Raw genomic sequence first — 12,117 nt, forward strand, 5'->3', positions numbered from 1 at the left:
ACGACTTTTAAGCCTTTTTTTTCTCACGCTAAAAGTTTTTTTATTTCGTTAAACCATTTAAATTAGAGTAAGATAATTAAAACTTAAACCTTAAAGAATTATAGGAGTAATTAAAAAAATGAAAAAATTTGAAGAAGTAAAAAGTTTAGTTGCAGCTTTAGAAGCTGACGCAGACAAGTTTTATAATAAAGGGAACAGCGCCGCTGGAACTCGTATTCGTAAAGGCATGCAAGATTTAAAAAATTTAGCTCAAGCGATTCGTTTAGAAGTGCAAGACACTAAAAACAAAGCTTAAGCAAACCAAAATATTTGAACCAAACAAAAGGCCTTTGAAATTTTCAAAGGCCTTCTGTTTTTCTATCTTACAAATTTGTAATCCTCAGCATCGTCAGATTGCTCATAGCGAACCAACTTTCCTTTGTAAAAATAATAGAAAGAATAAAATGGCGTGCTAATCGAATCAAAGGTTCGTCTCCCTACTCGATAAATACTTGTTCCATCAGCTACTGCAGAAACTAACTCTGCTGATCGGTTAGATTTTTTGAAGTAGGTTTCTGATGTACCAATTGCAAAAATTGCGGGCGTTTTACGGCCAAGCATAACCACTGCTAGGCCTACTAAAAATAATTTTTTCATTTGTGTTTAATTTGTGTGTACACAAATGAATTCAATTATTAAGCCCAATATATTCCTAATTGATTTAGATAAGTAGAAGTGTTTAATATAGTTTTTAATGCGCTGTAAATCAGTGATTTTTGTATCGTAATTTTTCTTTTACACATAAAAAAACAGATTTTTCCCTCAGCAGTAAGCGCTTCGGAAATAAATCTGCTCCTTATAATGGAATATTATTGTTTGTTGCTTAAATATTTAAGCAAATTGGCTCAATTTTTCAACCTCTGCTATAATTAATTGCTCCAATACTGAAGATGCTTTTACCAATGGAAGTCTAACCGTGTCGCTACAAATATTTAAGTATTTTAAGGCTGCTTTAACTCCTGCCGGATTACCTTCTGCAAAAGCCAAACGAGTAAACTCAATTAGGCTTAAATGAGCAGGCAAAGCAGTTTTAAAATCGCCAGCAAGGCAATTCCTTACCATATCAGAAAACTGTTTTGGTAAAGCATTTCCCACAACCGAAATAATGCCCGATGCACCTAATGCAATCATTGGTAAAGTAATTGGATCATCACCCGAAATCAAAAGAAAATCAGCTGGTTTATCCCTCATAATTTGGTTAAACTGATCAAAATTTCCGCAAGCATCTTTAATTCCGATAATGTTTTCAAAATCATTCGCTAATCTGCAAATGGTTTCTGGACTCATATTACTCGCCGTACGGCCAGGAACATTGTACAAAATTAAATCCAAAGGAGAAATTTCAGCAAGATATTTGTAGTGCTGATAAATTCCCTCTTGGGTAGGTTTGTTGTAATAAGGGCTTACAGATAATATAGCGCTATATCCGGTTGTGTCGAAAGCTTTAATATCCTCAGCAACGGCTAAAGTATTGTTACCACCAATCCCTGCAACCAATGGTAAACGGTTATTATTAATTTCAGCAGTAAACGCCCACACCTTCTTCTTCTCGTCTTTAGTCATTGTGGCCGTTTCGCCTGTTGTACCTAAAGAAACGAGATAATCTATCCCTCCTTCGATCAAATGATTAATCAGGTTTTTTAAACCGTTATAATCAACTGATCCATCTGCGTTGAAAGGTGTAATTAGAGCTACACCTGTACCCTGAAATTTGTTCATTATATTATTTATTGTTTTTTATTTTATAGCGATAAAGATGCTTTTTAAATTGTCTTGTGTATTTAGTGTCTTTGTGGTTAATTTACCTTCGGTGTTAATTAATCATTTCCAACAACTCCGCGTCACTTATAATCGGAACATTTAACTTAGTTGCCTTTTCTAGTTTTGAAGGTCCCATGTTATCTCCAGCAACTAAATAATCTAATTTACCAGAAATAGCACTTAATATTTTACCACCATTAGCTTCAATTAAATCTTTTAACTGATCGCGACTAAAGTTTTCAAAAACGCCCGAAATTACGAATGTTTTTCCAATAAGTTTATCACTTGCAAGCTCAATTACGGTTTCTTCAATTTCAAAAGCCAATCCGGCTAATTTTAGCAATTCAATCTGCTTTATGTGCTCAGAATTTCCAAAATACTCAACGCAACTCTCCGCTATTCGCTGTCCAACCTCTTCAATTGAGATTAAATCGTCGACAGTTGCAGTAGAAAGATTATCGATATTTTTCACACCAGCCGCTAATTTTTTGGCAACCGTTTCGCCAACATATCTAATGCCTAAACCAAATAGCACTTTTTCGAAAGGCATTTGTTTAGATTTCTCTATACCTCCGAGCATGTTTTCTATAGAGCGTTCTCCAAAACGGTCGATGGTTTTCAATTGATCCGATTTTTGATATAAAGTGTATAAATCACTGATGTGGTTAATCAATCCACGCTTAAAAAAAGTTTCAATGGTTTCGTTGCCAAGCCCATCAATATTCATCGCTTTGCGAGATATAAAATGTTGAATTTTTCCAACAATTTGTGGCGGACAACCTTCATCGTTAGGACAATAATGTACTGCTTCGCCTTCTTTTCTGATCAGTTCTGTTCCGCATTCTGGGCAATTGTGTAGATAATGCACCTTGCTTGAATTAGGTAAGCGTTTATCTAAATTTACTTTGATAATCTTCGGAATAATTTCGCCACCTTTTTCTACAAAAACGGTATCGCCCTCATGCAAGTCTAACCGTTCAATTTCGTTTGCATTATGCAAGGTTGCACGTTTAACGGTTGTGCCTGCAAGTAAAACAGGCTTTAAGTTAGCAACAGGTGTAACTGCACCTGTACGCCCAACCTGATAAGTAACTTTTTCTAAAACGGTTTCAACTTCAGCTGCTTTGTATTTGTATGAAATAGCCCATCGTGGAGATTTTGACGTAAAACCTAGTTCCTGCTGTTGAGCGAAGCTATTCACTTTAATTACAATTCCGTCGATATCGTAACTCAGTTTAAAGCGTTCGGTTTCCCAATGATGGATAAAATTAAGAACATCATCAATATTGTTTACCAATCTATTATGTTCGCAAACATGGAAACCCCAATCTTTTACTGCGTTTAAACTTTCCCAATGGGTTTTAAATTCGTTATTATCCGTATAGAGAAAGTATATAAAACCATCTAAAGGGCGTTTGGCAACTTCTTTGCTGTCTTGCATTTTAATCGTGCCGGATGCAAAATTTCTAGGGTTTGCATACTGAATTTCTCCCAATTCTTCTCTAGCTGCATTTAGCTTTAAAAAGGCGGCTTTATGCATAAAAATCTCACCACGAATTTCAAAATGTTCGGGTGCTTCGTTTGTTTTTATTTGATGGGGAACCGTATGAATCGTTCTTACATTATTGGTTACATCATCACCTTTAGTTCCATCGCCACGCGTAACAGCACGTACAAGTTTGCCATTTTCGTAAGTTAAACTGATGGATAGGCCATCAAATTTAAGCTCGCAAACGTATTGGAAATTATCGCCAATAGCTTTGCGAATCCGTTCATCAAAATCACGTAAATCTTGCTCGTTATAGGTATTTCCCAAAGAAAGCATAGGGTATTTATGCTTTACGGTAATGAAGTTTTTTGTAATGTCGCCACCAACCCGCTGAGTAGGCGAATTTGGATCGGAAAATTGTGGATTGGCTTTTTCAAGCTCGTTTAGATGCGCTAATTTTTTATCGAACTCATAATCGGCAATCGTAGGCATCGCCAACACATAGTAGTTATAATTATGTTGGTTAAGCTCGGCAACAAGAGCATCCATTTCTTCTTTTACTGCAAATAGCGACATAAAACAAACTTAGATAAAATTGTTCTTTTTTGCCAAGTAATCATTACATCTAATTCAAATGATTATTACTTATTGTTCTCATTTTGCAAATAACATTATTTAATATTTTAGCGCAGCTTCCAGATCCTCTTTTATAAATTCCCATTCCTTACTATAGAGACAGATTGGGTTTAGATCAAAATCTGCTTTTGTAAAATTTGAGAAATTCTTTATGATGATTTCTGGGTTATGTGTCCACTCAAAACGTAAGCGATGGAAATTAATCATTTCTGGAATTGTATAAAAACGTAACATCTCGTGCAAATCCCAAAAATCCTTTTTACGACCACCCCTTTGAACAACATCTATTTTCATTGCTACGATCTCTGGCTTTGTTGCTAGCCGAATATTATCTTCGATGTAAACATCTTGAAAGAATGGATCCATACTGTAATAAATATCCAACTTAACCGCTTCAGAAATGCTATTTCCAATTAAGTATGACTTGCCCATAGCTGCATTTCTGCCAAAATCTCCTGCAACATAACTGAAATCCTTTTTAAGATACGAGTCTATTAATGAAAAATCGATAGAGCCATAATCTGCATCAGTGAAAAGATCGATATCTACTGATATTCGGTGTCCGAGGTATAAGCTCAAAGCTGTTCCGACAACTAAGCGAAATTCAGATAACTCTTTTGCGCTATTGAGTTTTAATAGTGATTCTTTCAATAAAGGACTTACGGTATTCCAGTAAAGCATGTTAATTAATCTTTAGGTTTTTTAAGATTTTAATTTCTTTTTGTCCAGAGGTTACACCAGTTACTTTTTCCTTTCCGTAAAATCTTATTATTTCCTCTTTTTCTTTTTCATTACCTCGCTCAAATACCCGTTCAATTACTGCGATATATTGCTTTTGCCAATCAATTTTATTTATTTCTGTATCCCAAAAGAGTCCGTTCCGAAAAATGGATAGATCTGGACTATTTGAAATATTATTTTTTTCTTTTTCTTTTTTGATATCGTGATAAACTTGAAAAATCAACATTGTACCTTCTTCAAATCCAAGTGCTTGATCAATTTTTAATGAAAGGCTTGTGGTAAGTCCTCTTTTTCCTTTTGTAATATCATTAAGTATTTGTGGATATTCTCTCAAACTAAGTGCAAAAGGACCTTTCTTTAAATTCCTTTTTGCGAGTTCCCTTTCTAAAATTAGTCCGGGATGGATGCCTTTATACTTATCTAGGAATGAGTTCATAGTCAAATATAAGCAAAAATGTTTATAAATAAATGTTTATTTTTTATGAATTTTTTAAATAAGTTTCGATTCAATTTCATAGAAGATATCCATAAAATCTTTCTCTAAAATGGTTTTGAAAATCCCAAGCTGTATAGTTAATTCAGCAAGCTGTTTTTCCTCTAAACTTTCTGGCCACAACCGCATGCAGATTCTATTTAAGGCGTAGCTTATATTTTCTAATTTTTGATAACTCAACAAATATTTACTGCTAATAAATCGTTCTAAAAAGCCAAAGAAAATAGCTGGATTATTAAGTTTACAATGTTCCAAGAAATCACTCAGCGAATCGTTTTTCACTGCACTTAATTTATCGTAGAAATGATGAACCTGAATTAAATTATGCTCAATTAAAAGATGATCCAACAAAAGTTCTAATCCGATATGGGCTAAGAATGACGGTCTTATAGGTGTGTTTTCCACAATAGGAATAATCAAAAACTTTAATTCAGTGGTTTTCTCTAAGAAAAAATTAGAGGAATGAAAAAGAAGATCTACAGCTAAGTGTCTTTTCCAACCATATAATAAACTTTCTTCATCGGGATTGCCAATAAATAGAAATTCATTTTTTTGAGGGTATAAATTGGCCTCTTTGGAAGCATTTTTTATCAAATCGGGTAACACCGTTCCCATTACAATATTTGCATCAGCATTTAATCGATCGAAATAGTAATGAGATAAAAAGTTCATGTTGCAAGATAATATTTAAATTATACGTAGAAAACATCAACTACAAAATATTGCCTTTCTAATTTGTATTGTTTTGTAAACTAATAATTTATAGATTTATTATACCAATAAACTAATCATGCCTAATGATAAAAACTACCGGATTCTTTCTCTTGATGGAGGCGGATCTTGGGCGATCATCCAAGTTAAATGCTTACGCAGACTTTTTGCCGAAACTTTTGGTAATGCAGATCCAACTGGACACGAAGTTTTGGCAGAGTTCGATCTGGTTGTGGCCAACAGTGGTGGAAGTTTGGTTGCGGCGGCAATGGCAGAAAATCTTCGGCTCTCCGAAATCGAGAAAATTTTCGATGACAAAGATTTAAGGAGTAGGGTGTTCTCCAAGCTTGGTTTTTTTGAAAAGAGCATTCTTTCTAGTGTTGCCCGGATTTTTAAAATCGGGGCTAAATATTCTACTAAACGTAAGCACGAAGCATTAAAAGAGATTTTAAATAAAATTGCGACAATCGATCTTAAAGATGTGCCTGCTTATATTTCGGTTCTGGGCAAAACCAAAACCCATTTTCTCATTATTGGCTACGATTATTATCGAAACCGTGCAGAGTTATTTAGAACTGACTGCGACAGTTTGGGTTCCACTTCATCAATAGAACAAAAGATTAGGAAAGGCCCTGCCAAAACACCGACAGATTGTGTGGTAAGTTTGGTAGAAGCCATTCATGCATCGAGCACCGCACCCGTTAATTATTTTAACGAGCCGGCTATGTTTAAGGTAAATGATAAGCTTAAATATTACTGGGATGGTGGCGTAACGGGTAATAACAATCCTGTTTTAGCTGGCGTAGTAGAAGCCATTTGCAACAAAGAACAATATCAAATAGAGAACGTTCAAGTATTATCGATAGGTACCGGAACGGTTTCTCAGTTACAGTCTGATGAGGAAATCCCAGTTAAGTATTCAGAGCTTTTATCAAAAAAGGAAGAACCGGGTTTGATTCGGGATGTGCAGAAAATGAGTACGAGTATTTTAAATGATCCACCAGATACTGCAACTTTTATTGCTTATATGATTTTAAATCCATCGATGCCAACCAAACCAATTGATTTTATTAGGATGAATCCAAATCTGCGACCGATTTTAAGGGAAGATCCAACAAATAAAATGTGGGATTTACCTGTAGGTATTAATACCGAGGAATATGTTGCGCTTAACAAAATGGATATGGACGCTGTAGAAGACGAGGAAGTTAGCCTAATTAAAAAACTCTGTGATAACTGGCTCAATAACGAAGGTGTTCCAAACCAAACCATTAGAAGCGATGGAAGCTTAAACTGTTTACTTGGTCATGCCGATTTTAACATCGCAAAAGCCGATTTTAAATCTTGGTTTAACCCGATAAACTAATTTTGCTGTAAACTGTGCTAAAATTTTATCTTTGCACGCACAATAATTAATGTGTTTGTACAATGACGAATTTTGTTGAAGAGTTAAGGTGGCGTGGCATGCTGCACGATATAATGCCGAATACTGAAGAAAAGTTAAAGGAAGGTATGACCTCTGGTTATATCGGTTTTGACCCTACTGCAGATTCACTGCATGTTGGCCACTTAACTCAAATCATGACGCTGATTCACTTTCAAAATGCTGGGCATAAGCCTTTTGCATTGGTTGGTGGTGCAACGGGTATGGTTGGCGATCCATCGGGGAAATCTGATGAACGTAATCTTCAAACTCCAGAGATGGTTGAGCACAATCTTGCTGGAATGAAGCGTCAATTATCTAAATTTTTAACGTTTGAAGATGCTGGAAATGGTGCAATAATGGTTAACAATGCCGATTGGTTTAAAAATATGAACTTTTTAGATTTTATTCGCGATGTTGGTAAACACATTACCGTTAATTACATGATGGCAAAAGATAGCGTTAAAAAACGTTTGGAAGGCGATACAGGTATGTCGTTTACCGAATTTTGCTATCAATTGGTACAGGGCTATGATTTTTACTACTTATGGAAAAACCATAATTGTATGGTTCAAATGGGCGGCTCTGATCAATGGGGAAATATTGTTACGGGAACAGAACTTATTAGAAGAAAAGACCAGGGAACTGCTTATGCAATAACTACACAGCTAATTAAGAAAGCAGATGGAACCAAATTCGGTAAAACAGAAAGTGGGGCAATTTGGCTAGATCCTGAAAAAACATCTCCATATAAATTTTATCAGTTTTGGTTAAATGCATCAGATGATGATGTTAAAAAATGGATTAGAATTTTTACCTTAAAAAGTAAAAAGGAAATAGAAGCACTTGAGGTAGAGCATAACGTTGCGCCTCATTTACGAATTCTGCAAAAAGCTTTAGCTGAAGATATTACTATTAAAACCCACTCTTCTGAAGCATTGGAAACGGCAATTAAAACTTCTGAATTTCTTTTTGGAAATGGCTCTTTAGAGTTTTTGAAAAGCTTAACAGAAAATCAGGTAATTGATATGTTCGAAGGAATTCCGCAGTTTGCTCTTTCTAAATCAGAATTAGCCAACGGAATTGATGCTGCAACATTATTGGCTGAAAAATCTACGGTAGCATCATCAAAAGGAGAAGCTAAGAAATTGATTCAAGGTGGCGGTGTATCTATTAATAAAGAAAAGATTGCTGAAGTTGCTCAAATTTTTAACACTGAAAATTTAATTAACGATAAGTTTATTGTGGTTCAAAAAGGAAAGAAAAATTATTTTCTTTTAATTGCTGAGTAATTCTTGAAAAATAACTTTTAAAAGTCTCAATGAAAATTGAGACTTTTTTTATGAGCTATATTTTTTATTTCGGACAAAATGTATATATTTGGGTATAATTGTCTGGTATGAAAAGGAAATTAGAAAAATCTACATCAATAGTTGAGGAGCCAATGGTTGCTTATACAAGTATGAGTACACCAATGGTAGCCATGATGGGAAATACTTATGCTAACCCCACTGATTTTGATTTACTTAATCTTGCACGTAAGGGCATATCAAAAAAAGCTTTAACTGCACTGGCTAAACAAATTTCTTTAACACTAGAAGAAATTGCAGGTATTCTACACATCTCAGAGCGTACCTTACAGCGTTATACGCCTACTACTTTAGTTAAAACCGAATATGCCGATAGGGCCATTGAGCTTGCACGATTATACGAACGTGGTATTGAAGTTTTAGGAAGTGCTAAAGCTTTTAACAGTTGGGTTAAAATGCCAAACTTAGCGCTAAATGGTGAAGTTCCATTTAATTTGTTAGATACCCGCATTGGTTTTGAGATGGTTCTAAATATTTTAGGTAGAATAGAATACGGTGTTTTCAGCTAATGATTTTATATAGAATCTCTAATTGCAAACACGCAAAAGACCACAGTGGTGCAGGAGCTAAATTATTTGGGGGACGATGGAACTCAGTGGGTACACCATTGCACTACATGGCCAGCACCAGGGCCTTGGCTGCTTTAGAAGTTTTGGTGAATAAAAATTCAATGATTAATTCTGAGAATTTATGTCTAACTGTTTTTGAATTGCCAGAAAAGTCAATTCAATCATTAGATAAAGAAAGCCTTCCAGAAACTTGGAAAAATTATCCTGCACCAATAGCTTTAGCTAAGCTAGGAGATGCCTTTGTTAAAGAGAATGAATTTTTACTTCTAAAAGTACCATCCTCAATAATCGAAGATGAATTTAATTTTTTGATGAATGTAAATCACGTTTTAGTTGATGAAATTAAAATTATTGAGGTTAAGCCATTCAGTTTTGACAATAGGTTATTGTAACTTACTGTACCAACAAATTGCAACCTCTAATATCCGCATTATCAAAACGACCTAAAACTTCGAAACTTTGATCTGGATAAATTTTTCCAAGATCTTGGGTTGCAATAAAAGAGCAGGAATTAATATTGGCAAGATCGATTACATTTACACCACCGGTTTTGCCATTGGGGATTAATGTTAAAGGATCATTAGTATCGCGAATCAACACTTTCATCCATGGTGGACAATTAAAAATACCTTCACCTAATGAATAAGCCTGCGAAAGTAATTCTGTCATTCCGTATTCGCTATGAATAGATTTTATCCCGAAACCATTGGTTAGCTGTTCATGTAACTCCTCACGAACCATTTCTTTGCGTTTGCCTTTCATGCCACCAGTTTCCATAATAATTAGGTTTGGGAAATCTATATCGTGTTGCTCAACAAAATCTAATAGGGCATAGGTAACTCCAATGAGCACTGTTTTTTGATTCTTTTCTTTTAGTCCTTGAAGCGTTTGCAAAAGCTCATCGTGATTATATAAAAAGTAGCCGCTTTGTGGATGCTTGCTCTTTTCGATTAAATCATTCACCATGTAAATTAATGAAGAACCCGCTCTCTGTTGATAAGATGGCAACAAAGCTAAAAAGCAATAATCTTCAATATCTCCATAAAATTGATTAAAAGCTTGAAGGTAGCTTTGTTCGTACAACTTAACATTGGTAACATGATGACTGCTCTGAACCATTCCTGTAGTGCCAGAACTGCTGAAAGTTATTTCAATTGAGTTTGTATTACTTAAAATGCTATGGCTTTTAAAAAAACTTATCGGTAGAAATGGAATCTGTTCAATCTCCGAAACTGCTTCAATATTGGTGTGCAAATGATGAATGTATTCCTTATAAACAGCGCAATGCGCTGCTTGGAATTTAAATGTTTCTATGGCCAGTTTTTTAAATTGTTCATCATTTTTAATTGAAAAAATAGCTTCAGCGGTTATATTCACAACGCAAAAGTACGAAGGCTTATGCTATTTTTTCGTCAGTTTTTTTAACGAGCATCGCTTTGCGAAATTGATAACCGCAATAACCGCTTATTCCGGCAGCCAACCCACTTAAAATCCCGGTTACAAGAAGCAATCCCCACCATAATTTTATCCCTGTCATAACTGCAACTCTACTGGCTAAAACATTATCATTAGGTAAGCTTTTGAAAAGTGCGTAACCAACCCAAAGTAAAAATATAGCTAAGAAAGATTGCCAGAAAGCAATTTTACCCGTTTTGCCAATAATGCCACAGGTAGCGAAAGAAATAACAATGATTACCCACCAAGGCATAACCATTTGAAGAAGAAAACAGATAATTAATATGACGATGAAAACCATTTTTTGCTATTTTGAAATTTTTAAACGAGAGATAATTGTGCCTGATTTATCATCGGCAGATTGCATATAAAACAAATCGTAAAGTTTACCACTTGCCCAAGTATCAATCATGTTATCGTAGAATTTACTTCCGGGATTGCCCGATTGCCCGCCCGGATAAACACCATGACCTTTTGGCGTTTTACCTAGTTCGATAACCATTCGCCAAGAAGGACCATTGCTTTCGCCAAGCGCATTTATAGTGCTTTTCGCTCCGCCAATCATCAATACTTTTGATCCAAATCCTGGAATTTTTGCTAAATGTGGAACATTGGTTTGTTTAACATTTGCCCAGTTCCAATCTTTATTTATTGGTCCGAATCTTCGCTCTAAACTATCGCAACTGTATTTAAATGCTTCATTAACTAAATCGGAAAGGGTTTCCTTTTTACTAGTCTTTGTATTGTCGTACCATTTGGAATTTGGTTCTTTTAAAATCATTTCTACAGTACGATCTCTAGATGGATAACGCATTGGAATTCCGTCGACTTCGAAATCATCATTCCAAATGTCGAAACTTAAACGTTTAGTCCAGATTTCGAAAACACTTGCTGCAATTTCTTTTGCATCATATCTTTTATTCCACTTGGTTAAATAAGATAAAGCTTCTTTTTGGGTTGCATTAAGTTGTTCAGTATTGACCAAAGGCACAAGAGCAGGCAATAAATTTTGCGCCATAATGCTATAATTATCAGTTTGCATTAACCTAATGCTATCCAAAGTTGCCTTAGTCATAGCAGTAAGTCGATCGTTAATTCTTTTGCCTCGTTCGTATGGTGCAAACTCCCAATTAATATAATATGGATAAGTTTTATCTGTAGAAGATTGATTTGCAGAACTTACAAATCCTCGTGGTGGATTTTTCACTGTTGGATTTTGACTTGCAGGAATCCATCCTTGCCAATCGTAAGCTGGATCTGTTCCATCCAAAATAAATTTACCCTGATCTTTCCATTTTAACGGAAACTTGCCATTTGGAGTGATGGCGATATCATTATCAACACTTGCGAAAACAAAGTTTTGAGCAGGTGCAGTGTAGAATGTTAAGGCTTTACGGTAATCGTTGTAGTTTTTTCCACGATTTAAGTAA

General features: G+C 35.1%; 14 protein-coding genes. 5 read left to right on the forward strand and 9 right to left on the reverse strand.

Annotated elements, in window-relative coordinates:
• Positions 1–118 precede the first annotated feature (118 nt).
• A complete protein-coding gene (locus H7U22_RS17525; RefSeq protein ID WP_056871440.1) occupies positions 119–295 on the forward strand; it encodes a hypothetical protein in 177 nt (58 codons plus the stop codon).
• 62 nt (positions 296–357) lie between these two features.
• On the opposite strand, the gene H7U22_RS17530 is transcribed toward H7U22_RS17525, so the two are convergent.
• From H7U22_RS17530 to H7U22_RS17555, 6 genes are all read right to left on the reverse strand, one after another.
• Positions 358–636 (reverse strand): hypothetical protein, encoded by a 279-nt coding sequence (locus tag H7U22_RS17530; protein WP_187072640.1) that lies wholly within the window; start codon positions 634–636, stop codon positions 358–360.
• Between the two features lie 234 nt (positions 637–870).
• Positions 871–1,758, reverse strand: coding sequence for a 4-hydroxy-tetrahydrodipicolinate synthase (dapA, locus tag H7U22_RS17535; RefSeq protein ID WP_187072641.1), 888 nt, complete (start codon positions 1,756–1,758; stop codon positions 871–873).
• Positions 1,759–1,852: 94 nt separating this feature from the next.
• Complete coding sequence (gene ligA / locus H7U22_RS17540; RefSeq protein WP_187072642.1) at positions 1,853–3,865, reverse strand: NAD-dependent DNA ligase LigA; 2,013 nt, start codon at positions 3,863–3,865, stop codon at positions 1,853–1,855.
• Positions 3,866–3,964: 99 nt separating this feature from the next.
• Positions 3,965–4,606, reverse strand: a complete 642-nt coding sequence (locus tag H7U22_RS17545) for a nucleotidyl transferase AbiEii/AbiGii toxin family protein (RefSeq protein ID WP_187072643.1) — start codon at positions 4,604–4,606, stop codon at positions 3,965–3,967.
• Between the two features lies 1 nt (position 4,607).
• Positions 4,608–5,102, reverse strand: coding sequence for a helix-turn-helix transcriptional regulator (locus H7U22_RS17550; protein ID WP_187072644.1), 495 nt, complete (start codon positions 5,100–5,102; stop codon positions 4,608–4,610).
• A gap of 54 nt (positions 5,103–5,156) precedes the next feature.
• Positions 5,157–5,831 carry an ACP phosphodiesterase gene (locus H7U22_RS17555; RefSeq protein ID WP_187072645.1) on the reverse strand — a complete coding sequence of 225 codons (675 nt, stop codon included), beginning with the start codon at positions 5,829–5,831 and terminating at the stop codon, positions 5,157–5,159.
• Positions 5,832–5,949: 118 nt separating this feature from the next.
• Here H7U22_RS17555 and H7U22_RS17560 point away from each other — a divergent pair, with 118 nt between their 5' ends.
• The 4 genes from H7U22_RS17560 to H7U22_RS17575 all read left to right on the forward strand — a co-directional run bounded on the left by H7U22_RS17560 (position 5,950) and on the right by H7U22_RS17575 (position 9,624).
• Positions 5,950–7,236, forward strand: a complete 1,287-nt coding sequence (locus tag H7U22_RS17560; RefSeq protein ID WP_187072646.1) for a patatin-like phospholipase family protein — start codon at positions 5,950–5,952, stop codon at positions 7,234–7,236.
• A gap of 62 nt (positions 7,237–7,298) precedes the next feature.
• On the forward strand, positions 7,299–8,585 hold the full coding sequence (tyrS, locus tag H7U22_RS17565) for a tyrosine--tRNA ligase (RefSeq protein ID WP_187072647.1): 1,287 nt from the start codon (positions 7,299–7,301) through the stop codon (positions 8,583–8,585).
• A gap of 107 nt (positions 8,586–8,692) precedes the next feature.
• Entirely contained in the window at positions 8,693–9,172 is a 480-nt protein-coding gene (gene parS, locus H7U22_RS17570) for a type II RES/Xre toxin-antitoxin system antitoxin (protein WP_187072648.1), read from the forward strand.
• Positions 9,172–9,624 (forward strand): RES family NAD+ phosphorylase, encoded by a 453-nt coding sequence (locus H7U22_RS17575; protein WP_187072649.1) that lies wholly within the window; start codon positions 9,172–9,174, stop codon positions 9,622–9,624. The genes parS and H7U22_RS17575 overlap by 1 nt, the downstream gene beginning before the upstream one ends.
• A 1-nt stretch (position 9,625) precedes the next feature.
• Here the strand turns inward: H7U22_RS17575 and H7U22_RS17580 are convergent, their stop codons facing one another.
• The 3 genes from H7U22_RS17580 to H7U22_RS23160 all read right to left on the reverse strand — a co-directional run.
• Positions 9,626–10,609, reverse strand: a complete 984-nt coding sequence (locus H7U22_RS17580; RefSeq protein WP_317172999.1) for a LuxE/PaaK family acyltransferase — start codon at positions 10,607–10,609, stop codon at positions 9,626–9,628.
• 19 nt (positions 10,610–10,628) lie between these two features.
• Positions 10,629–10,988: a hypothetical protein gene (locus H7U22_RS17585; RefSeq protein WP_187072650.1), complete on the reverse strand. Its 360-nt coding sequence runs from the start codon at positions 10,986–10,988 to the stop codon at positions 10,629–10,631.
• 6 nt (positions 10,989–10,994) lie between these two features.
• The coding region (locus tag H7U22_RS23160) for a penicillin acylase family protein (protein ID WP_248284782.1) at positions 10,995–12,117 on the reverse strand (1,123 nt) is incomplete at its 5' end.

Origin of the sequence: Pedobacter fastidiosus (assembly GCF_014306625.1) — a bacterium.
Taxonomy (GTDB): domain Bacteria; phylum Bacteroidota; class Bacteroidia; order Sphingobacteriales; family Sphingobacteriaceae; genus Pedobacter; species Pedobacter fastidiosus.

Bases quoted from the DNA above. Each gene is read 5' to 3' on its own strand.
- H7U22_RS17525 (WP_056871440.1), top strand. From the start codon at position 119: ATGAAAAAATTTGAAGAAGTAAAAAGTTTAGTTGCAGCTTTAGAAGCT.
- H7U22_RS17530 (WP_187072640.1), bottom strand. From the start codon at position 636: ATGAAAAAATTATTTTTAGTAGGCCTAGCAGTGGTTATGCTTGGCCGT.
- dapA (WP_187072641.1), bottom strand. From the start codon at position 1,758: ATGAACAAATTTCAGGGTACAGGTGTAGCTCTAATTACACCTTTCAAC.
- ligA (WP_187072642.1), bottom strand. From the start codon at position 3,865: ATGTCGCTATTTGCAGTAAAAGAAGAAATGGATGCTCTTGTTGCCGAG.
- H7U22_RS17545 (WP_187072643.1), bottom strand. From the start codon at position 4,606: ATGCTTTACTGGAATACCGTAAGTCCTTTATTGAAAGAATCACTATTA.
- H7U22_RS17550 (WP_187072644.1), bottom strand. From the start codon at position 5,102: ATGAACTCATTCCTAGATAAGTATAAAGGCATCCATCCCGGACTAATT.
- H7U22_RS17555 (WP_187072645.1), bottom strand. From the start codon at position 5,831: ATGAACTTTTTATCTCATTACTATTTCGATCGATTAAATGCTGATGCA.
- H7U22_RS17560 (WP_187072646.1), top strand. From the start codon at position 5,950: ATGCCTAATGATAAAAACTACCGGATTCTTTCTCTTGATGGAGGCGGA.
- tyrS (WP_187072647.1), top strand. From the start codon at position 7,299: ATGACGAATTTTGTTGAAGAGTTAAGGTGGCGTGGCATGCTGCACGAT.
- parS (WP_187072648.1), top strand. From the start codon at position 8,693: ATGAAAAGGAAATTAGAAAAATCTACATCAATAGTTGAGGAGCCAATG.
- H7U22_RS17575 (WP_187072649.1), top strand. From the start codon at position 9,172: ATGATTTTATATAGAATCTCTAATTGCAAACACGCAAAAGACCACAGT.
- H7U22_RS17585 (WP_187072650.1), bottom strand. From the start codon at position 10,988: ATGGTTTTCATCGTCATATTAATTATCTGTTTTCTTCTTCAAATGGTT.